The 20,728-nt window shown below is 69.1% G+C and carries 15 protein-coding genes; 4 read left to right on the plus strand and 11 right to left on the minus strand.

All coding sequences use genetic code 11. From position 1 onward, the window contains the following. Window positions 1-77: 77 nt before the first annotated feature. Entirely contained in the window at window positions 78-392 is a 315-nt protein-coding gene (locus ACAM51_RS01180; RefSeq protein WP_369642489.1) for a hypothetical protein, read from the plus strand. On the opposite strand, the gene ACAM51_RS01185 is transcribed toward ACAM51_RS01180, so the two are convergent. From ACAM51_RS01185 to ACAM51_RS01195, 3 genes are all read right to left on the minus strand, one after another. After that, window positions 312-1,187 carry a polyphenol oxidase family protein gene (locus tag ACAM51_RS01185; RefSeq protein ID WP_369642490.1) on the minus strand — a complete coding sequence of 292 codons (876 nt, stop codon included), beginning with the start codon at window positions 1,185-1,187 and terminating at the stop codon, window positions 312-314. The two genes, ACAM51_RS01180 and ACAM51_RS01185, sit on opposite strands and share 81 nt — an antisense overlap. Continuing rightward, on the minus strand, window positions 1,184-1,852 hold the full coding sequence (maiA, locus tag ACAM51_RS01190; RefSeq protein ID WP_369642491.1) for a maleylacetoacetate isomerase: 669 nt from the start codon (window positions 1,850-1,852) through the stop codon (window positions 1,184-1,186). Before maiA ends, ACAM51_RS01185 begins: the two co-directional genes overlap by 4 nt. Window positions 1,853-1,962: 110 nt before the next feature. After that, the gene (locus ACAM51_RS01195; protein WP_218294953.1) at window positions 1,963-2,418 is read right to left on the minus strand and encodes a MarR family winged helix-turn-helix transcriptional regulator; all 456 of its coding nucleotides are present in this window, start codon (window positions 2,416-2,418) and stop codon (window positions 1,963-1,965) included. A gap of 141 nt (window positions 2,419-2,559) precedes the next feature. Between ACAM51_RS01195 and ACAM51_RS01200 the strand changes: the two genes are divergently transcribed. Continuing rightward, window positions 2,560-3,255, plus strand: a complete 696-nt coding sequence (locus ACAM51_RS01200) for a fumarylacetoacetate hydrolase family protein (RefSeq protein ID WP_218294952.1) — start codon at window positions 2,560-2,562, stop codon at window positions 3,253-3,255. Window positions 3,256-3,374: 119 nt separating this feature from the next. Then, a complete protein-coding gene (locus tag ACAM51_RS01205) occupies window positions 3,375-3,926 on the plus strand; it encodes an NUDIX hydrolase (RefSeq protein WP_218294951.1) in 552 nt (183 codons plus the stop codon). Between the two features lie 69 nt (window positions 3,927-3,995). Here the strand turns inward: ACAM51_RS01205 and ACAM51_RS01210 are convergent, their stop codons facing one another. The 7 genes from ACAM51_RS01210 to ACAM51_RS01240 all read right to left on the minus strand — a co-directional run bounded on the left by ACAM51_RS01210 (window position 3,996) and on the right by ACAM51_RS01240 (window position 18,882). Further along, window positions 3,996-4,874, minus strand: coding sequence for a hypothetical protein (locus ACAM51_RS01210; protein ID WP_369642492.1), 879 nt, complete (start codon window positions 4,872-4,874; stop codon window positions 3,996-3,998). An 827-nt stretch (window positions 4,875-5,701) separates the two neighbouring features. Continuing rightward, window positions 5,702-8,050: a penicillin-binding protein 1A gene (locus tag ACAM51_RS01215; protein WP_369642493.1), complete on the minus strand. Its 2,349-nt coding sequence runs from the start codon at window positions 8,048-8,050 to the stop codon at window positions 5,702-5,704. A gap of 28 nt (window positions 8,051-8,078) precedes the next feature. Continuing rightward, window positions 8,079-10,166, minus strand: a complete 2,088-nt coding sequence (ligA, locus tag ACAM51_RS01220; protein ID WP_218338542.1) for an NAD-dependent DNA ligase LigA — start codon at window positions 10,164-10,166, stop codon at window positions 8,079-8,081. Then, the gene (locus ACAM51_RS01225) at window positions 10,159-10,626 is read right to left on the minus strand and encodes a GNAT family N-acetyltransferase (RefSeq protein ID WP_218294947.1); all 468 of its coding nucleotides are present in this window, start codon (window positions 10,624-10,626) and stop codon (window positions 10,159-10,161) included. Before ACAM51_RS01225 ends, ligA begins: the two co-directional genes overlap by 8 nt. Before the next feature lie 8 nt (window positions 10,627-10,634). Then, window positions 10,635-11,756, minus strand: coding sequence for a cell division protein FtsZ (locus ACAM51_RS01230; RefSeq protein ID WP_369642494.1), 1,122 nt, complete (start codon window positions 11,754-11,756; stop codon window positions 10,635-10,637). A 157-nt stretch (window positions 11,757-11,913) separates the two neighbouring features. Further along, window positions 11,914-15,438: a chromosome segregation protein SMC gene (gene smc, locus ACAM51_RS01235; RefSeq protein WP_369642495.1), complete on the minus strand. Its 3,525-nt coding sequence runs from the start codon at window positions 15,436-15,438 to the stop codon at window positions 11,914-11,916. A gap of 288 nt (window positions 15,439-15,726) precedes the next feature. Beyond that, window positions 15,727-18,882 carry an EAL domain-containing protein gene (locus ACAM51_RS01240; RefSeq protein ID WP_369642496.1) on the minus strand — a complete coding sequence of 1,052 codons (3,156 nt, stop codon included), beginning with the start codon at window positions 18,880-18,882 and terminating at the stop codon, window positions 15,727-15,729. 18 nt (window positions 18,883-18,900) lie between these two features. On the opposite strand from ACAM51_RS01240, the gene ACAM51_RS01245 reads away from it, so the two are divergent. Further along, window positions 18,901-19,104, plus strand: a complete 204-nt coding sequence (locus ACAM51_RS01245; RefSeq protein ID WP_218366889.1) for a hypothetical protein — start codon at window positions 18,901-18,903, stop codon at window positions 19,102-19,104. A 27-nt stretch (window positions 19,105-19,131) separates the two neighbouring features. On the opposite strand, the gene ACAM51_RS01250 is transcribed toward ACAM51_RS01245, so the two are convergent. After that, complete coding sequence (locus ACAM51_RS01250; protein ID WP_218338540.1) at window positions 19,132-20,616, minus strand: short-chain fatty acyl-CoA regulator family protein; 1,485 nt, start codon at window positions 20,614-20,616, stop codon at window positions 19,132-19,134. Between the last annotated feature and the right edge of the window lie 112 nt (window positions 20,617-20,728).

Genomic DNA, 20,728 nt, shown 5'->3' on the forward strand with positions numbered 1-20,728 from the left:
TTTTGTGTCTCGGGTTCATTGTTGCCGACCCACTTCAGCATGGCAACGGATTCAACGCTTGCAGCGAACATAAACCAATGTACCTCATCGTCATCGCCTGGACCTACGTCACCCTCATGATGGCGGTGGCCGAAGCCACCAGCCCCACCGGGACGCTGCTGGGCGCCGTGATCACGTTCGCGCTGTATGGGCTGCTGCCCATGGGCATTCTGGTGTACATCCTGGGCACGCCTTCGCGCAAGCGCACGATCAAGGCGCGTGAAGCCGCGGAGCAGGCCGCGGCGGCCCGCGGGGCTGGCGGCCCCGGTTCCTCAGCCGCGCCAGATGCAGGCAGCGAAGCGCCCGCTGCCGCCCAAGGCAGCGCTGTCGCGCCGGTGGGAAAAGAACCTTGATGCGTTCGTGACGGTGCACCATGGCGGTGTTCCGTCATTGCCGTGGACATGGGTGATTCCGAGCGCCTGCAGCCGCCGCCGCGCGAGGCCCGCCAGATCGCACAGGTACTTGCCGCTGGCGTGGCCGCTGGGCGCGAAGCAATCCTGCAAGGCCGGGGCGGTGTCGCAAAAAGCCGCCCGCACCTCGGGACCCACCTCGAACGCCTGCGGGCCGATGCAGGGCCCCAGCCAGGCCAGCGTGTCCTGGGCCACCCCTTGCAAGGGCAGGATTGCTTCAATTTTTATAGCGTCGTGCGCTTGATCCGCCTGGGCCAGCGCGACAAATCGCTTGAAAACCGATTCCAGCACCCCCTGCCCGTCCACCCCCGCGAGCCCGCGCCATCCCGCATGGGCCGCCGCCACGGCCCGGCCTGAGCGGTGGGCGAACAGCACCGGCAGGCAGTCGGCCACCATGATGGTGCAGGCGACCGCGGGAACCGCCGCCACGCAGGCGTCGGCCTCGATGCCGTCGGGCGTGCCGCCGTCGAGCTGCGCCACGCCATCGCCATGCACCTGGCTCAGAAACACGGGCCGCGTGCCCGCTGTCACTCCTTCGAGGGCGGACTGAAGCCGAAGGCGGTTAGCGCGGACAGCGGCGGGGTCGTCCCCCACATGCGTGCCCAGGTTCAGGCTGTCATAAGGGGGCAGGCTCACGCCACCCGTGCGGGTGGTGCACAGCGCATGCACGCCAGGCGGCAAGGGCCAGTCCGGCACCAGCCAGTCGGTGGCCTGCAGGGAGTGCGTGCGAAGGGTCAAGCTTCGTTGTCCGGACAGGCGGAAGGCTGGGCCTTCTGGAATGCGGGCAGCCCCATGCAGGCGTCGAACGCGCCCATCGTGAGCGGCAGGCCGCCCAGGTCGACCTTGAAACGCTGGGCGTTGAAGATCTGCGGCACCAGGCAGCAGTCGGCCAGCGTGGGGGTGCCGCCCCAGCACAGCACCGAGGGCGCCAGCCCCTGGGCCGCGCGCTCCTGCGAGAGCAGCACCAGCTGCCGCTCGAAGGCCTCGAGCCCGCTGCGCAGCCAGTGGTGGTACCACGCGTTCTTGGCGGCTTCATCCACCTTCAGCTCCCGCACCAGGTACTTGAGCACGCGCAGGTTGTTGATCGGGTGGATCTCGCACGCCACCATCTGCGCCAGCGCCCGCACGCGCGCCCGGTCCAGGGCCGTGGCGGGCATCAGGGCGGGTGTGGGATGGGTCTCGTCCAGGTATTCGATGATGGCCATCGATTGCGACAATGCCTCTCCGCCATCGGTCACCAGCGTGGGCACCAGGGCATCGGCGGCGAGGGTCGCGTAGGCAGGCTGCTGGTGCTCGCCCTTCACGAGGTGCACGGGAATGTAGTCGTAGGCCAGGCCCTTGATCTGCAGCGCGATGCGGACGCGAAACGAGGCCGAGGAGCGGAAGTAGTTGTACAGCTGCATGGGGATGGGGATGGGGATTGCTTCGATGGATAGGTGGGCGTGCGTGCCGTGGAGAGCGGCGGTTGTACGGTGCGTCCCGCAAGCCCTGCCACGGCCCGGCGGGGCCGGCGTCATGCGCCCGAGGCGCCGGCCGGGTCCTGGTGGTTGTAGACGACCTTGGTGAGCAGCACCATCAGGTCGCCGCGCTCCTGCGCGTTGAGGGGCGCCATCAGACGCTCCTGCACGCGCTGGGCGGCATCGCGCATCTGCAGGGCCGCCACTTCGCCTTCCGGGGTGATCCACAGCAGCTTGCGGCGGCGGTCGCGGGTGTCGGGTTCGCGGCGAATCCAGCCGCGCTTTTCCAGGCGCCCGATCACCGACCCCGAGGTGGCCGCGTCGAACGCCACGCGGGATGCCAAGGTGACCTGGTCTTCCCCGGGCCGGGCCAGCAGTTCATGCAGGATGGCGAACTGCACGGGCGTCACGTCAAACCCCGCTGTCTCCTCCATGAAAAGCGCCACGGTACGCTGGTGGGCACGGCGCACCAGGTGGCCTGGCGTGTTGTGGAAATCGAAGCTCTTTGCCATGGGCGCGAGTGTAGCGTCCCACAGCAAGACGCCCGCACCCATGGCACACTGCCACACTTCGGCCCGGCCCGCAGGGCAACCCGCCCGCACGCCAGGCCCGCACCCGTTCCATCGCACCCAGAGACAAGAAGAAAGGCAGACATGAGCTACGTGTTTTCTCCCGCACCGGTGGCCAGCGTGCCCGTGGCCGGCAGCGCCGACCGGTTCCCCGTGCACCGCATCTACTGCGTGGGCCGCAACTACGAAGAACACGCCAAGGAAATGGGCTTCACCGGCCGCGAGCCGCCGTTTTTCTTCATGAAGCCGGCCGATGCCATCGTGGTGGTGAATGCGGGCGAGACGGGCCAGCTGCCCTACCCCAGCCTCACGGCCAACCTGCACCATGAGATCGAACTGGTCGTGGCCATTGGCAAGGGCGGGAAGAACATCCAGGCCGCCGATGCGCTCACCCACATCTACGGCTACGCCGTGGGCCTGGACATGACGCGCCGCGACCTGCAGAACGACATGAAGAAACAGGGCCGCCCCTGGTGCATCGGCAAGGGCTTCGACGCGAGCGCGCCCATCGGCCCCATCACGCCCGCCGCGCAGGCCGGTGACGTGGAGAAGGCCGGCATCTGGCTGCAGGTCAACGGCGCGGACCGCCAGCGCAGCACCGTGGCCCAGCTCATCTGGAACATCGCCGAGACCATCGAGCACCTGTCGGCCGCATGGGAGCTGCAGCCCGGCGATCTGATCTACACCGGCACGCCCGAAGGCGTGGGCGCCGTGGTGCGCGGCGACGTGCTCGAGGGCGGCGTGGACGGCCTGGGCACGCTGCGGCTGAGCGTGGTGTGACGCCCCGCGGCCTGGGCCACCTGGCGCACAGGCCCCGGCGCGCAGCCAAAAGCTATCTTTTTCATAGCTGCCAGCGCTGATGGAACAAGCACCAGCAGCCTATTTGAATCAAAACCCCGATGACCTTCCGCAGCCCCATCAAACACTGCCGCGCCTGTGGCACCGCCGTGGTCTACCGCCTGCCGGACGACGGCGACACCAAGCAGCGCGCGGTGTGCCCCACCTGCAGCACGGTGCACTACGAGAACCCGCTCAACGTGGTGGGCACCGTGCCGACCCTGCCCGATGGACGCGTGCTGCTGTGCAAACGCAACATCGAACCGCGCTGGGGCAAGTGGACGCTGCCGGCGGGCTTCATGGAACTGGACGAAACCACGGCCCAGGGCGCTGCGCGCGAGACGGACGAGGAAGCCGGCGCACAGATCGAGATGGGCCCGCTGTTCAGCCTGCTCAATGTGCGCCGTGTGGGGCAGGTGCACCTGTTCTACAGGGCCCACCTGCTCAGCGACCAGTTCAACCCCGGGTATGAAACCATCGAGGCGCGGCTCTTCACCGAAGACGAGGTGCCCTGGGACGAGATCGCCTTCCGTACCGTCAAGGAAACGCTGGAAGCGTTTTTTGCCGACCGCAAGGCGGGCAGCTTCGGGCTGCACTGCATCGATATCGAATAGCGCCCGGCCCCTGGACGGCCCAGCCCGGGGGGTACGTGCCCCCGGTCCGCCGGACGTGCCGACCCTGCCTCAGTGGAGAAACAGGTTCCAGGGTGCAGGAAAGGTGGTGAGGATGGAGCGGCCGCTGAAGCCCGCCTGCGCCGGCTGAACCACCGAAGCATTCACCACGCCCGCGCTACCGCCGTTTCCGCCGCTGGCCCCGCCGCCCCCTCCAGCAAGGGACGATCCCCCCGAGAAATCGTCCAGACCCATCGCGCCGCCATTGACCAGCAGCGATCCCGTGACCACGGGCGTGGAGGACGCCACCAGGTGGATGATGCCGCCCCCACCACCACCTCCCGCGCCCGCGCCCACCGCGTTGCCAAGGTTGCCGTTGAAGCCATTTCCGCCATGCCCGCCATTGGCCAACAGTGCGCCCGCCACCGTGATGTCGCCGCCGGCCGCGATGACGATCACGCCTCCAGCCCCGCCACCGGCCCCGGCTGCGTCCGCGCCCGGGGTCATGGCGTTCTGCCCGTTGCCGCCATTGGCCTTGATCACGCCCGATGCGGTGACGGTCACATTGCCCCCGGCAAGGATCACAAGTGATCCGCCCCCGCCTCCACCCGTGTCCTGCGCGTTCGGCCGGCTACCCGCCCCACCCGCCGCGGCTGGCGGTTTCAAGAGCCGCGCGGCAGAGAGTGCTGGCAGTCCGATACCGCCTTGGGGTGTCCCGGGTGACGACAGCGCAATACCGGGGTGTGGCGTGACATTGCTGGCCCCTTGCGACCCTTCAAGGACGGTGATGGAGCCGGAAATGGTCACGTCGCCGGTCGCGCGCAGCACGGTCCCGCTGGGAAGCGTCATCGCTCCCGCGATGTCGATCGTGGAAAACTGCATGTGGTGCCGTCCGCCAAGGCTGTTGAACCCTGCTGTCGTGGACAGGTCGATGGTCGAGGCGATCGACACCGTATAGGCCCCCGCGGAGCCATCACCATACGCCGCGACGGAGCCTGCGGGCCCTTGAGGCCCCGCGGGCCCCTGCGCACCTGCAGGCCCTTGCAGCCCCGTGGCGCCCGCTGGGCCCACGGGGCCGGTGGCACCCGCAGGACCGGCCGCGCCTGCAGGGCCCACCGCTCCCGGAGCTCCCGGAGTTCCTGGGGCGCCTGCCGCTCCGGCAGGCCCTGCGGGCCCCATCGGCCCCGTGGCGACGCCCGCCGTGCAGCCTCCCACCGCGCCGCTTGCGCTTTCAAAACAGAGCAGGCTGCCTTGTGCGGGCGCGCCAGCCAGTCCGGGCATCCGGATCCTGCCCGCATCGTCCACGCGAAAACGCACGGTCTGGGTTGCCGAATCGGTCACCACGAGGGCGCCGCCAGGTGGAGGCGTCAACCGGATATCTGCGGCCCCGCCGAGGCAGGGGGTCAGTGCAAAACCGCAAGCAAGGGCATAGCTCGGCAGCGAGAAACGAAAGCGTCTTGGAGTCATTTTCTGTGGGTCGTGGATGCACGATGGGCGGGACGCGGCGAGCTTCGCTCCCTGCCAAGGGCGACAGGACCGGTTGCAGGCACACCGCGGTGAAGGGATGAATGAAATGGGTCACGGCGGTCTCCGGTGGCCCGTAAAAGCACCCGGCGGGAGCGCCCGGCCCCAGGCAAAGCGCATTTGCGGAAAATGCCCCCGGGGACGGCACACGTAACAATTTCATCGCCGCGCATCCTAGCGGCGGTCATGGGCTGGCGCCAGCAAAAAGTGACCGGACCAGCCCGGCCGGGACCGCGAGCCGCCCGCAGCCGTGCTCAGCCGCCCACGCGCTCTTCGGCGGGTGCCGGGGGATAGCCCGGATCGGTCGTGACGGGAGGCAGGCCCTGGCCTCCAGGCGGCCGGGGCGCTGCAGGGCCCAGGGGCCACGCTGCTGGCGCGGAGGGCACCGGTGCTGGCGGTGCCGTATCGCTGCCAAACAGCCCGCGTATCCAGTCGCGCATGACGCCGAGCGAGCTATCCGCCGGCGGGGGCGGTGGGGTGGTGTCGAACTCATCGAAGAACCGCTCCTGGCCGTCGATCACCTTGGCCCGGATCGCCTGCTGCATGAACTCGCCCACCATGGGCAGCGCGCTGCGGGCGCCCTGCCCCCAGTAGTCGCTGCGCAGCGTGATGCGGCCATCGTTGAAGCCCGCCCAGGCCCCCGCCACCACGCGGGCATGCATGAGGATGAACCAGCCATCCGTGTTGTCCTGGGTCGTGCCGGTCTTGCCCGCCACATCGGCCTGGATGCCATAGCGTGAGCGGATCGCGGTGGCGGTGCCCCTGTCCACCGCGCCGCGCATGGTGTTGCGCAGCGTCTGGGCCGCGCGGCCTTCGAAGACCGCCTCGGGCACCGGCTTCGCGAAGGTCTCGAGCACCTTGCCGTGGCGGTCCTCGATGCTGGTGATGAGCACCGGCTCCACATAGCGCCCCAGGTTCACGATGCTGCTGTAGGCCGAGATCATTTCCTTGAGCGTGACCGGGCTCGTGCCCAGCGCCAGCGATGGCACTTCCTCGAGTGGCGACTGCCGCACCCCCAGCGCCCGCGCCACTTCGGCCACGCGTGCGGGGCCGACCTGCTGCATCACCTGGGCGGTGATGGTGTTCTTGGAGAGCGCCAGTCCATCCGCCAGCGTCATGGGCTCGTCGCTCGGCGGACGCCCGTCGGTGGGGCGCCACACGCGGCCACCGCCCAGCGGTATCTCCACCGCGGCATCCATCAGCGTGTCGCCGGGCGATGCCCCCTTGGCAAAGGCCGCGCCGTACACGAAGGGCTTGAACGTGGAGCCGGGCTGGCGCCGGGCCGCCTGCACGTGGTCGAACGGGTCCTGGGCGAAGTCGCGGCTGCCCACCCAGGCCAGCACATGGCCCGTGACGGGATCCTGCGCGAGAAATCCCGCCTGCACGCGCGTTTTCTCGGAGCGCAGCTTCTGCAGGAAGGCGTCGTCGGCCAGGAGCGCCTTGAGCGCCTCGGCGGGCTCTTCCCCCTTGTCCAGCGCGGCGCGGTATTCGCTGCTTTCGCGCACCAGGGTCTGCACCAGTTCGTTCTGCGGCCCCCAGCCATCGCGCTTGCTCCAGGCGGCATCGGCCACGCCCTGCAGCTGGCGGCCCTGGCGCGCCACCGCCTGATTGGCATAGGCCTGCAGGCGCGAGTCGATGGTGGTGCGGATCACCAGACCATCCGAATACAGGCTGTAGCCCTTGCTGTCGGCCCAGTCGATGAGCTGCTTGCGCAGCTGGATCGCAAAGTGCGGCGCGGGACCCATGACCTCGGTCTGGCGCTCGAAGTTGACGCGCAGCGGGCGCTTTTGCAGCGTGTCGAACTGTGCCTGCTCCAGCTTGCCGCGCTTGACCATCTGCGACAGCACGGTGTTGCGCCGGGCCTGCGCACGCTCGGGGTTGAGCACGGGGTTGTAGTAGGCCGTGCCCTTGAGCATGCCGATCAGCGTGGCGCTCTCCAGCACATTGAGCTTGTCGGCCGACTTGTCGAAGTACGTGCGCGCGGCCATCTCGATGCCGAACGCGTTGTACAGGAAGGGCACGGTATTGAGGTAGGTTTCCAGGATCTCGTCCTTGGAATACGACAACTCGATCTTGACCGCCGTGATGGCCTCCTTGAGCTTGCGCGTGAGGGCCTGGGGAAACACGCGCGAGCGGCCGATCTCCTCCGGAAACAGGTTGCGCGCCAGCTGCTGCGTGATGGTGGAGCCGCCCTGCGGGGCGCCGCGCAGCGTATGCACCACCGACGATACCGTGCGCCTCCAGTCCAGGCCGAAGTGGTCGTAGAAGCGGTGGTCCTCGGTGGCGATGAGCGCGTTCACCACATGCGGAGAAATCTTGTCGAGCTCCACCCATTCGCGATTGGCCCAGCGGTACTCGGCCAGCAGCTTTCCGTCCACCGACATGAGCTGCGCGGGCAGCTCGCTCTTGGCCTTGCGGATGTCGCTGATGGAGGGCGTGAACGGGATCAGGACCAGGGTGTACGCCAGCACCGCGGCAGGCAGCGCGAGGGCGCACCACAGCAGCGCGCGGCGCAGCGGGCGGGGCATCCAGGCAAACAGGCCGGCCAGCCAGCGGAACAGGGCCGCGGCGCGGGCCTGGAAGGAAAGCAGCAATGTGCGCATCAAGAACTCGGAGTAAGGGGAGAGCGCCTCAGGCGCGCGGGCCCGACAGCAGCGCCAGCATGCCCGCTTCGTCCAGCACGGGCACGCCCAGCTCCTGGGCCTTGGCCAGCTTGCTGCCGGCTTCATCGCCCGCCACCACATAGCTGGTCTTCTTGCTGACCGAACCGGCCACCTTGGCGCCAGCGGCTTCCAGCATGTCCTTGGCCGCGTCGCGGCTCAAGGTCGGCAGGGTGCCGGTCAGCACCACGGTCTTGCCGGCAAGGATCTGCGGGGCGCGTTCGGCCACCGGCCCCTCGGGCCAGGTCACGCCGCAGGCGCGCAGCTGCTCGACCACCTCGCGGTTGTGCGGCTGCTGGAAGAACGTGTGCAGGCTCTGCGCCACCACCGGGCCCACATCGTTCACCTCCAGCAGCTGCTCCACGCTGGCGTCCATGATGGCGTCCAGCGTGCCAAAGTGCCGCGCCAGGTCCTTGGCCGTGGCCTCGCCCACGTGGCGCAGGCCCAGGCCGAACAGAAAACGCGGCAAGGTGGTCTGCTTGGATTTTTCGAGCGCGGCCAACACGTTCTGGGCCGACTTCTCGGCCATGCGCTCCAGCGCGATGAGGGAGGTGAGGCCCAGGCGGTACAGGTCGGGCAGCGTGCGGATCACATTGGTGTCCACCAGCTGGTCCACCAGCTTGTCGCCCAGCCCCTCGATGTCCATGGCGCGGCGCGCGGCGAAGTGCAGGATGGCCTCCTTGCGCTGCGCGGCGCAGAACAGGCCGCCCGTGCAGCGGTGGTTGGCCTCGCCCTTTTCGCGCACCACGGCGCTGCCGCAGACGGGGCAGGCCTTGGGCATCTTGAAGTTGGGCACATAGCCGGTCCGGTTGCCCGGCATCACGCCCACGACTTCGGGAATCACATCGCCCGCGCGGCGCACGATGACGGTGTCGCCCACCCGAACGCCCTTCTTGCGGATCTCGAACAGGTTGTGCAGCGTGGCGTTGGTGACGGTGACGCCTCCCACGAACACGGGCGCGAGGCGCGCGACGGGCGTGATCTTGCCGGTGCGGCCCACCTGCACGTCGATGCCTTCGATCTTGGTGGCCATCTCCTGCGCCGGGTACTTGTGCGCCACGGCCCAGCGCGGCTCGCGGGTCTTGAAGCCCAGGTCGCGCTGCAGCTGCAGCGAGTTGACCTTGTAGACCACGCCATCGATGTCGTAGGGCAACGCATCGCGGCTGCCGCCCACCTGCTGGTGAAATGCTACCAATTCCGCAGCACCCGCCGCAATCTGCACCTGCGCCGCCACCGGAAAACCCCATGACTTCAGGGTCTGCAGCATCTCGTAGTGCGTGCGGAACACCGGCCCTCCCTCGCCGGGCGGCGTGACGGCGCCCAGGCCATACGCAAAAAAGCTCAAGGGGCGCTGGGCGGTGATGTTCGAGTCCAGCTGGCGCACCGCGCCGGCTGCGGCGTTGCGCGGGTTCACGAAGGTCTTGCCGCCCTGCTCCCGCTGCCGCTCGTTGAGCGCATCGAAATCAGCGCGGCGCATGTAGACCTCGCCACGCACTTCGAGCAGCGGGGGCACGCCCTCGGGCAAGGTCAGGGGTATCTGGCGAATGGTCCGGATGTTGTGCGTCACGTCCTCGCCCACCTCGCCGTCGCCCCGCGTGGCGGCCTGCGCGAGGCGGCCGTTTTCATAGCGCAGGCTCATGGCCAGGCCATCGAACTTGGGCTCGGCCACGTACTCGATGGCGGGGTCCGATTCCGCCAGGCCCAGCTCGCGCCGCACGCGCGCATCGAACGCCTGCGCGCCGGTGGCCTCGGTGTCGGTTTCGGTGTGGATGCTGAGCATGGGCACCGCGTGGCGCACGGGCGTGAGGCCTTCCATCACCGCCCCGATCACGCGCTGCGTGGGCGAGTCGGACGTGATGAGGTCGGGGTGCGCCGTCTCCAGGGCCTGCAGCTCCCGGAACACGCGGTCGTACTCGGCATCGGGCACGGTGGGCTCGTCCAGCACGTAGTACTGGTGCGCCCAGCGGTGGAGCTGCTCGCGCAGCGCTTTGATTTTGATAGCTGCCTGCGCTTGGCTGGTCTGCGCTGCGGCCGAAAAAAGTTCTGATTGTTCAGTCATGGTGGCCCAAGCTGGGATTCCTTTTGACAAACCCCAGTTCCCTGCCGCCCGCGAAGCCCACGGATTCATAGAGCCGGTGGGCCTGCGCGCGCTGCGCGCCCGACAGCAGGAAAACCTTGCAGCAGTTCAGGGCCCAGGCCGCGTCCAGGGCGAACTCCAGCGCTGCCCGGGCCAGCCCCTGGCGCCGGAAGCGCCCGCCCGTGATGACATGCTCGACGACGCCGATGGGCATCCCCGCGCTGGCGAAATTGGGCACGAGCGCCAGCATGCAGGTCGCACCGACCTCGCCATGCCGCAGCGCCACCACCAGCCGCGCGCTGGGGGACCGCAACACGGCGCGAAAGCTGTCCAGCGATGCATCGTCGCCCAGCACAGGGTCCTGGGGCCGCAGTTCGCGGTATAGCGCCCTGACGGCGCCGTGATCGGCCTCGTGCGCCAGCCGGACCAGCGTTGCGCTCATGCGGCGGCCTAGCTGAACAGCCGGCGCGCCAGCACCGACCCCGCTGACAGGTCGCGCCCGTCGAGCTGGTCGTACAGCAGCTCCAGGTCCGAGGCGATCGGGTCCATGGCCATGGCAGGCAGCGGCTGGCCATTCTGGTCACAGAGCACGCCGTCCATGGCCTCGCACAGCGCGGCGGCGGCCTCGCGCAGGCGCGCAAAGGGTTGTTCGGTTCGGTGGACCTGCGCCACGTCCAGGCTCAGGGTGATGTCGCGGATGGCGGACTGGTCCGGGTCTTCGGCCAGTGCCGCCTGCGTGTCGTAGCCGAGCGTGAGCAATGGCGGCAGGCCTTGCGCGCCGGCCGGCAGCACCAGGCGCCCGGGCATGGCGCCCGGCACGAAGCCCACGCGCGCGGCGTTCTGCTGCACGTAGCCGGGGCTCCAGGCGGCCTGGCGCGCGCGCAGCATGAAGGCCAGTTGCGCGTCGTGGTCGCTGGCGAACTGGTCCAGCTCGCGGGCGCGGGCCACTTCCTGCAGCATGTCGGGAAAATCGGGGGCGGCATTGATGGCGTCCGCAAACGCCTGGGCCTTGACGACGAATTCCGAGAACTCGATCTCGTTGAGCGCGCCCATGCGGTTGGCAAGCTGCACGCCCGCCTGGAAGCTCTGGTAGCGCTGGCCGGGCGCCGGCGTCTCCCACTGCTGGGTGGCTTCGTTCAGGCCTTCGATCGCAAACGGCTTGCTGCCGGCCCGGCGCGTGGGAGGCAGCGCCGCCAGCGCGGCATCGCCGGACACGGACACCTCCGGCTGCAGCGGTGCGATCACGTCGATGAGCGGGTCCAGCCCGGGGCGGCGCTCCAGCGAGAACGGCGGCACGGGCATCTGCAGGGCCTCGCTGGCATCCACCGTGTGCTCGGAAGGCTCCGGCCCGCGGTCAAGGCCGTGGAATTCCCCGGGGGGCAGGTCAGCGGCCGCGCCCGCCTCGAAACCCGGCTCCTGGCGCAGCGCGGGCTCGGCCGCGCGCTCGCGTTCCGGCTCTGGCGGCAAGGCGCGCTTGGGCGCGTTGCGGCGCGAGGTCCAGGTGTTGTAGGCCACGATGAGGGCCAGCACCAGGCCGCCGATGATGGCCAGACTCAGTTGCAATGTGCTCATAAAAGAAATTCTCGGCTAACGGCTATCCGCTGCATGGCGCAAGGGCCGCCGCGGTGAAAATGCGCGCGGCCTGTGCGCGAGACGCCGAGCAAGGGCCGCCCCGCAGCAAGGGCGTCGTCCCCCTGGGGGGAAGGTGCGAAGCGCCTCAGCGGGGTGCTCATATTTCCGCCATGGAGAGGGCCGACTCCATATCGACGGCCACGATGCGCGACACGCCCTGCTCCTGCATGGTCACGCCGATCAGCTGTTCGGCCATTTCCATCGCGATCTTGTTGTGGCTGATGAACAAAAACTGCGTGCCCTTGCTCATGCTGGACACCAGCTTGGCGTAGCGCTCGGTGTTGGCGTCGTCCAGCGGCGCGTCCACCTCGTCCAGCAGGCAGAACGGCGCGGGGTTGAGCTGGAAGATGGCGAACACCAGCGCAATCGCGGTGAGGGCCTTCTCGCCACCCGACAGCAGGTGGATGGTCTGGTTCTTCTTGCCGGGCGGCTGGGCCATCACCTGCACGCCGGAATCAAGGATTTCATCGCCGGTGATGATGAGCTTGGCCTGGCCGCCGCCGAACAGCTCGGGGAACATGCGGCCAAAGTGCGCGTTCACGGTGTCGAAGGTGCCCGAGAGCAGCTGGCGTGTTTCGCCGTCGATCTTGCGGATCGCGTCTTCCAGCGTGTTCATGGCCTCGGTCAGGTCGGCCGTCTGCGCATCGAGGAAGACCTTGCGCTCGCTGGCGAGCTTGAGTTCGTCCAGCGCGGCGAGGTTCACCGCGCCCAGGGCGGCGATCTCGCGGTGCAGGCGGTCGATTTCGCTTTGCAGGCCACCCACGCGCACATTGCCGTCGGTGATCGACTGGGCCACGGCCTCGAGGTCGGCCTGGGCGTCGGCCAGCAAGGTGGTGTACTGCTCCAGGCCCAGGCGCGCCGCCTGTTCCTTGAGCTGGAATTCGGTGATGCGGGCGCGCAGCGGGTCGAGCGCGCGTTCGAGCTGCATGCGGCGCTCGTCGCTGGCGCGCAGCTTGGTGGTGAGGTCGTCGTATTCGCTGCGCTGGGCGCCGAGCGCTTTTTCGCGCTCCATCTTCACTTCCAGTGCGGCCTGCAGGCCACCTTGCGCGGCAGCATCGGACAGGCGGGCCAGCTCGTCGCGCGCGCGCTGCTGCTCGTCGGCCAGGGCCGTGGCCTGCTGCGTGGCGGTTTCGATGGAACGGTTGAGTTCGGCGCGGCGCGCCTCCAGGCTGCGTTGCGAGAACGTGGCCTCTTGCGCCTGGCGCTCCAGCGTGCGCTGCTGTTCGCGGCAGGCCGTCAGCTTGCGCTCGGCTTCGATCACGCGGTCGCCCAGCTGGGCCTCGCGCTCCTGGCTGTCGGCCAGCTGCATGTCGAGTTCTTCAAAGCGCGCCTCGGCGGCCACGCGGCGTTCCTGCAGGTCGGCCAGCTGGGCCTCCACCTCGGCCAGGTCGCCGTCGATTTGCTGGCTGCGCGCGCGGGTCTGTTCGGCCAGCTGGGTCAGGCGCAGGGTCTCGACCTGCAGCTCGTGGGCGCGGCTCTGGGTTTCGGTGGCTTCGCGGCGCGCGGCCACGAGGCGCTGCGAGGCATCGGCGTACGCGGCCTCGGCACGCACCAGGGCCGTGCGCGATTCTTCGGCGATGAGCGCTTGCGCGCGCAGCTCTTTTTCGAGGTGCTCGATCTCCTGCGCGCGGGCCAGCATGCCGGACTGCTCGGAATCCTGCGCGTAAAAGCTCACGCTGTGGGCGCTGACCGCATGGCCGGTAGGAACAAACACCACCTCCCCGGGTTGCAGCGTGCTGCGGCGGGCCAGGGCGTCGTCCAGCGTGGGCGCGGTGTAGCAGCCTTGCAGCCAGTCCGTGAGCACGGCACGCAGGCCGGCATCGTTCAGGCGCAGCAGGTCCGACAGGCGGGCGTGGGGTGACGAGGTTTCGGGGTGGCCCGCGGCGGGAGCGCTGTAGAAGGCCAGGCGCGCGGGCGGCGCGTCGGTGCCGCCAGAGCCCAGGAAGCCACGCACCATGTCCAGGCGCCCCACTTCCAGCGCAGCCAGGCGCTCGCGCAGCGCGGCTTCCAGCGCGTTTTCCCAGCCGGGCTCGATGTGGATGCGGCTCCACAGGCCTTGCAGGCCGTCGAGCCCGTGTTTGGCCAGCCAGGGGCGCAGCTTGCCGTCGGTCTTGACCTTTTCCTGCAGCGCCTTGAGCGCTTCCATGCGCGCCGACAGGTCGGCCTGGCGCGCGCTTTCGGTGTTCACGGCCTGCTGGCGGGTGCGGCGGTCGTCGTCCAGCTGGGGCACGGACTCCTGCAGCTCGTGCAGGCGGGCTGCCGTGGTCTCGGCGATCTCCTGCGCCTCTTCGAGCTGCTCGCGCAGGTTCGTCAGGCGGGCTTCATCGGGCGCGGCCAGTGCATTGCGGTCGGTGCGCAGGCGCTCGAAGCGGCTGTCGAGCTGGCGGCTTTGTTCGTCGATGCTGCGCTGCTCGGCGGCCAGCACGCCAATCTGCTGCTGCACCTGCACCACGCTGCTGCGCTGCTCGGCCGTGCGGCTTTGGGCCTGGCGCAGGGCTTCTTCCAGGTCGGGCAGCTGCATGGCCTGCTCTTCGACCTGGGCGGCCAGCAGTTCGGCGCGCTCTTCGGCGTCCACACCGGCACCGGCCAGGTTTTCGAGCTCGATGTCGGCCTCTTCCTTGCGGGCCTGCCACTGGGCGATCTGCTCGGCTAGCGTGACCAGGCGCTGCTCCACGCGCTGGCGCCCTTCGATCACGTAGCGGATCTCGGCTTCGAGCTTGCCGACCTCGGCCGTGGCCTCGTACAGCCGGCCCTGGGCCTGGTTCACCTGGTCGCCGGCCGCGTAGTGGGCCTGGCGGATGGTTTCGAGGTCGGACTCGACGGCGCGCAGATCGGCCATGCGGGATTCGAGGTCGTTGACGGCTTGGAGGCCGTCCAGGCGCACCTTGTTCTGCTGCTCTTCGGCCTCGGCGCGCTTCAAAAACCACTGCTGGTGCTGCTTGAGCGTGGCGTCGGCCTGCAGGGTGTTGTATTTGGCGGCCACCTCGGCCTGCTTCTCGAGCTTTTCGAGGTTGGCGTTCAGCTCGCGCAGGATGTCTTCGACCCGCGTGAGGTTCTCGCGCGTGTCCGACAGGCGGTTTTCCGTCTCGCGGCGGCGCTCCTTGTACTTGGAGACACCAGCGGCTTCTTCGAGGAACAGGCGCAGTTCCTCCGGGCGGCTTTCGATGATGCGGCTGATGGTGCCCTGGCCGATGATGGCGTAGGCGCGCGGCCCTAGGCCCGTGCCCAGGAACACGTCCTGCACGTCGCGGCGGCGCACGGGCTGGTTGTTCAGGTAGTAGCTGCTGGTGCCGTCGCGCGTGAGCACGCGCCGCACCGCGACCTCGCCGTACTGGCCCCACTGGCCGCCCGCGCGGTGGTCGGAGTTGTCGAACACCAGCTCCACGCTGGCGCGGCTGGCCTGCTTGCGGGTGGTGGTGCCGCTGAAGATCACGTCCTGCATGGACTCGCCACGCAGCTCGCTGGCCTTGCTCTCGCCCAGCACCCAGCGCACCGCGTCCATGATGTTGGACTTGCCGCAGCCGTTCGGGCCCACCACACCGACCAGTTGCCCGGGCAGCATGAAATTGGTGGGTTCAGCGAACGACTTGAAACCGGAAAGCTTGATCGAGGTAAGACGCACGGGTCAGGGAACGGGCAAAAAGAGGATGAAGGCGGGGATGCAAAAGTGGCGCCAGGCGGACGTTCCAGGCCGGAACACCCAGGCCGCAGCAAGGGCGGAATGATACCGCGCCGCCTGCAGCCCCCCGGCCCCCGGCTGACGAGCAGGGGCACACGGCCGGGGTGCAGCGCAAACATTTGGCAAAAACCAGCTATTGCGCTTATCCCGCCTTGATTTCATGCTATCGATTTTGACAGATCCTGCACCGGCAGGGTGGCGGGCGGGCTGGTGCGGGCCGGTGTGCCAGGGCTACGCGTGCTGCGCGCCCGTCCCATTCGTTTTGCGCACCAGCGCCTCGAACTCGGCCACCGGCACGGGCGGGCTGAACAGGTAGCCCTGCCAGGCGTGGCAGTGGTGGCGCTCCAGAAACTCGCGCTGGGCCTCGGTTTCCACCCCTTCGGCGATCACGCGCAGGCCCAGGCTGGTGCCCAGCGCCACCACGGTGCGGGCGATGGCGGCGTCGTTGGGGTCGGTGAGCACGTCGCGCACGAAACTCTGGTCGATCTTGAGCTGGTCCAGCGGCAGGCGCTTGAGGTAGGCCAGCGACGAGTACCCCGTGCCAAAGTCGTCCAGCGAGAAGCCCACGCCGTAGCCCTTGAGCTGGCCCATCTTCTCGATGGTGTCTTCCACGTCGTCCAGCAGCAGGCCCTCGGTCATCTCCAGCTTGAGCTGGTGCCCCTGGGCGCCCGAGCTGGCCAGCGCGGCCAGGACCTGGGCCACGAAATCGCCCTGGTGGAACTGGCGCGGGCTCACGTTCACCGCCAGGCTCAGCACGGCCAGCTCGGGCTGCGCGGCCCAGCGGGCCAGGCACCCGCAGGCCACCTGCAGCACCCATTCGCCCAGCGGGAGGATCAAGCCTGTCTCCTCCGCCAGCGGGATGAAATGCGCGGGGGAGACAAAACCGTCGCGTGGATGGCGCCAGCGCAGCAGCGCCTCGGCACCGGTGATGCGGCCCCGGTCGATCTGCGGCTGGTAGTACAGCTCGAACTGGCCCTGCGCCAGGCCAATGCGCATGTCGCGCTCCAGCGCAGCCCGTGCGCTCACGGCGGCCTGCATCTGGGGGTCGTAGAAGCGCAGCGTGTCGCGGCCGGCGTTCTTGGCCTGGTAGAGCGCCAGGTCGGCGCGCTTGAGCAGTTCGTCCACGGTCTCGCGCATGCCGCTGAAGATGGTGACGCCCATGCTCAGCGAGCTGTGGTGCGCGGTGCCGTTGAGCATGTAGGGCTCGCGCAGGGTGGCCAGGATGCGCTGGCCCACTTCTTCGCTGCGGGCCGCGGCCTCCTCGGGGTTGTCGCCCAGGTCTTCCAGCACCACGACGAATTCGTCGCCTCCCTGGCGGGCAACAGTGTCGTCCTCGTGCACGCAGCCACGCAGGCGGTGCGCCACCTGCAGCAGCAGGTGGTCGCCGCTGTCATGGCCCCGGGTTTCATTGAGTGTCTTGAAGTTGTCCAGGTCGAGCAGCAGCAAGGCGCCGCTGCGCCCGTGGCGGGCACTGGTGGCCAGCGCCTGCTGCAGCCGGTCCATGAGCAGGCGGCGGTTGGGCAGGCGCGTGAGCGGGTCGTAGTAGGCCAGGTGGTTGATCTCCTCCTCGGCCGCCTTGCGCTGGCTCAGGTCCTGCATGGTGACCAGGTGCCCGCCTTCCACCTGCACCCCCGAGACTTCGACGGGGCGCAGCTGCCCGTCATGGCAGCGGATGAGGTACTCGGCGCCGGGGATCACGCCGTCGCCGGCCTGGGCGCTCTGCGCCGCCTCGCGCCAGCCCTGGCGCATGGTTTCGCGCTCCTCGCGCTCCGGGAACGCGCGCTCCCACCAGGTGTCCACATCGGGCACCTCGGCCTCGGTGTACCCGCAGATCTGCACGTAGCGCTGGTTGCGAAAGCTGATGCGCCCGTCGGGCTGCACCAGGCACAGGCCCATGGGCAGGCGCTCCAGAATGCCCCGCAGCCGGTGTTCGTTGGTGCGCAGGGTGTCCTCCATGCGCTTGCGCGAGGTGATGTCCTGCACCACGGCGATGTGGTGGTCGGGCGTGGCCCCGGGCACCCACATCGGCGACACGGTGAGGTCGACCCACACCGAATGGCCGCGCTTGTGGATGTAGCGCTTTTCCAGCCGGTATTCGGGCACCTCCCCTGACTTGAGGCGCTCCAGGTGCTGCGCGTCCGTCTCCAGGTCGTCGGGGTGCGTGATGGCCCGGATGTTGAGCTCCTGCATCTCCTCGGGGCTGTAGCCCACGATGTCGCCATAGCGCTGGTTGGCGCGCAGGAACCGGCCGGTGGAGGTGTCCAGCAGCGCGACCCCCACGCTGGCCTGGTTGAACAGGGCGCGAAAACGCTCCTCGCTCTCGTGGCGGGCCTCGTCCGACGCCTGCGCGCGCACCAGCGCCATGGTGCGCTGGCGCACCAGCAGCCCGACCGTGGAAGCCAGCAGGAGGGACACCAGGATGCCCCCCAGCCCCGCCAGGACCGGCAGCCGCGCCTCGGACGGCGAGAGGAACGAGCGCGCGGGATGGAAGGTCAGGCGCCAGCGCCGGTCGTGCACGAGCAGGTCGCGCACAAACGGCTGCGCATCGGGCAGCGCCGCCGACGACTGCGCCAGCAGGGGCCGGACGGTGGTGTCGGTGGAGCCCGCGCGCACCGAGCCATGGTCCTCCATCGACACGGCAATGCCGTTGAGCAGGCCCTGGCTCCCCAGCGCCTGAACCAGGTCGAACACCCGGATGGTGGACGCCACCGCGCCCAGGAAGCGCGGCTCCGGCGTGCCCGCCGTGTAGTCGAACACCGGCACGCGGATCACGAAGCCCGCGCGGTGCTTGTCCTCCTGCAGCAGGTCGAACGGGGCCGAGGCCACCGTGTGGCCGCTGTCCCGGCTGTACTGCATGGCGGCCAGGTTGGTGGGCTGGGCGCTGATGTCCAGGCCCAGCACGCTTTCATTGCCCGCCATGGGCCACAGGTACTCGGCCACGAAGTACTCGGCCCGCTCGCCCGGTGGCCGGATGGCGAAGTCGGGGTAGCCGTGGGTGGACAGCGAGGTGTCGGCGCGCACCCGGGATTCATAGGCGGCCCGCTCGGCGCCCGGCACCCAGCGGGTGAACGACAGGTTGCGCACGCCGGGATACCGCTGGCCCACTTCCAGGTCGCTCGCCGCGCGCTCGAACTCCGCGCGGGTCAGGTGCGGATTGGCCGTGAACAGGCCGCGCAGGCCGTTGACGACTTCGGTATGCCCCTCGATCCGCTGGCTCAGCGCGTCGGCGAACGCGCGCGCCTCCTGCATGAACCGGGTCTGCCCGGCCTGGGCCACCGAGTCGGCCTGCTGCCAAGCCAGCCACAGGCTGACCGCCACGCCCAGCACGGCCACGCCCAGCCCGGCCAGCCAGTGCCGATAGCGACCGTCTGGCGTCAAGGAAGCCATGGCAGGAAACGGGTGGGCATGCAGAATCAGAACAGCGTCTGGGCCGTGGTGGTGGGTGGTGTTGCGGTGGGTTGTTGGCCGCGCCAGGGCCCGGCCGCAAGGCGCAGGATAGCGGCAATCCGCAGCCCTTTGGAGCAACCTGCGGCAGAACAACTGGTTACCAATGAGTTATTTGGTGGAAAGTGCCGTCAGCGCAACACCCTCATGCGCCAGCAGCTATGAATTGATGAGCACATTTCATAACCTGCGTCAGGACGCCGGCCCCGTGCGGCTGTCGGCCACGGGGTACGGCGCGAACCGGCTCCAGTTCTCGTTCACGTCCAACGCCCGGCCAATGGGAGGAAACGCGCGCTGCGGGCAGGCGTCGCGCTCGCACACCTTGCAGCCCATGCCGATGGGCACGCCCCCGTACGGGTTCGCGAGATCCAGTCCCTGCGAATACACCAGCTGCGGCGCGTGGCGGACATCGCAGCCCAGCGCCACCGAGAACTCCTTGCCCGGAGCCCCCCAGCCGCCGCCGCCGCGCGAGACCGTGCGCGCCACCCACAGGTAGGCGCGGCCGTCGGGCATGCGCGCCAGCTGGGGCACGATGCGCCCGGGCTGGGCAAACGCCTCGTACACGTTCCACAGCGGGCAGGTGCCGCCGATCTTGCTGAAGTGAAAGTGCGTCGCCGACTGGCGCTTGGAGATGTTGCCCGCCCGGTCCACCCGCACGAAGAAGAACGGCACCCCGCGCGCGCTGGGCCGCTGCAGGGTGGACAAGCGGTGGCACACCGTCTCGAACCCCACGCCGAACTGGTGGCCCAGCCGGTCCAGGTCGTAACGCACGGCTTCGGCCGCGCGCAGGAAGGCCGTGTACGGCAGCACCAGGGCCCCCGCAAAGTAGTTCGCCAGGCCGATGCGCGCCAGCGCCCGGGCCTGGTCGCCGGACAGTCCCGCGCCGTCGGCGATGCGCCGCAGCAGCGGCCCCTGCTCCAGGAACGCCAGCTGCGTCGCCATCTGGAAGGCGCGCTGGCCCGGCTCCAGCCCCGCGGCGAGCTTCAGCACCCGCGTCCCGGGCTCGAAGACGCGCTGCGCGTTGCCCGGCAGCGCATCCGCCGCGCTGCCCACCCGCACGCCATGGGCGGCCAGCAGCCGCTCCGCCAGGCCCTCGTCCGAGCGCCCGGGCTGCAGCGACCAATCGGCGGCGCACTGCTCCGCCGCGTCGTCCAGCTCGGCAATATGGTTCTGCCGGGCAAAGAAGAAGTCGCGCACCTCTTCGTATGCCATGGGGGGATGGCCTTGCAGCGGCGGCATGCCGCGCTCGTCGCCCAGGCCCCACTGCGCATTGAGCGCGCCCAGGGCTTCCAGCCGCTCCAGGGCCTGCCGGTGGCGCTGGTGCAATGCCAGCAAGGTGCGGGCCACGGCGGGCATCCCGGCGGCCAGCTCCCGGATTTCGGCCAGCGAGACGGCATCGCCCGCCCCCTCCCCGCCCAGGCCCGCGGGGAGGTCGGCCAGCACCTCGCGCAGGCCCGTGATGAGGCGCGCCTCGTCGTCGTCCGAAAAGCGCTGCACATCCACGCCGAACACCGCGTTGATCTTGAGCAGCACCGGCACCGTGAGGGGCCGCTGGTTCTGCTCCAGCTGGTTGAGGTAGCTGGCCGACAGGTCCAGCGCGCGTGCCAGCGCGACCTGCGTCATGCCGCGTTCTTCGCGCAGGCGGCGCAGGCGCACGCCCATGAAGGTTTTTCTCATCGCAAGGTCCAGGGGTCAAGAAGATGAATATTTGCAATATTTGCAAATCATCCAGAAATACTTCGCAATCATTCGCCGATTCAGGGGTGGTGCCGCGAATCCCGGATGCGTA

It is taken from the genome of Acidovorax sp. A79, assembly GCF_041154505.1.
Taxonomy (GTDB): domain Bacteria; phylum Pseudomonadota; class Gammaproteobacteria; order Burkholderiales; family Burkholderiaceae_C; genus Acidovorax.

Excerpts from the sequence above, each read along its gene's own strand:
- ACAM51_RS01180 (WP_369642489.1), top strand. The coding sequence starts at position 78 with ATGTACCTCATCGTCATCGCCTGGACCTACGTCACCCTCATGATGGCG.
- maiA (WP_369642491.1), bottom strand. The coding sequence starts at position 1,852 with ATGCAGCTGTACAACTACTTCCGCTCCTCGGCCTCGTTTCGCGTCCGC.
- ACAM51_RS01195 (WP_218294953.1), bottom strand. The coding sequence starts at position 2,418 with ATGGCAAAGAGCTTCGATTTCCACAACACGCCAGGCCACCTGGTGCGC.
- ACAM51_RS01200 (WP_218294952.1), top strand. The coding sequence starts at position 2,560 with ATGAGCTACGTGTTTTCTCCCGCACCGGTGGCCAGCGTGCCCGTGGCC.
- ACAM51_RS01205 (WP_218294951.1), top strand. The coding sequence starts at position 3,375 with ATGACCTTCCGCAGCCCCATCAAACACTGCCGCGCCTGTGGCACCGCC.
- ACAM51_RS01215 (WP_369642493.1), bottom strand. The coding sequence starts at position 8,050 with ATGCGCACATTGCTGCTTTCCTTCCAGGCCCGCGCCGCGGCCCTGTTC.
- ligA (WP_218338542.1), bottom strand. The coding sequence starts at position 10,166 with ATGACTGAACAATCAGAACTTTTTTCGGCCGCAGCGCAGACCAGCCAA.
- ACAM51_RS01225 (WP_218294947.1), bottom strand. The coding sequence starts at position 10,626 with ATGAGCGCAACGCTGGTCCGGCTGGCGCACGAGGCCGATCACGGCGCC.
- ACAM51_RS01230 (WP_369642494.1), bottom strand. The coding sequence starts at position 11,756 with ATGAGCACATTGCAACTGAGTCTGGCCATCATCGGCGGCCTGGTGCTG.
- ACAM51_RS01240 (WP_369642496.1), bottom strand. The coding sequence starts at position 18,882 with ATGGCTTCCTTGACGCCAGACGGTCGCTATCGGCACTGGCTGGCCGGG.
- ACAM51_RS01245 (WP_218366889.1), top strand. The coding sequence starts at position 18,901 with ATGCAGAATCAGAACAGCGTCTGGGCCGTGGTGGTGGGTGGTGTTGCG.
- ACAM51_RS01250 (WP_218338540.1), bottom strand. The coding sequence starts at position 20,616 with ATGAGAAAAACCTTCATGGGCGTGCGCCTGCGCCGCCTGCGCGAAGAA.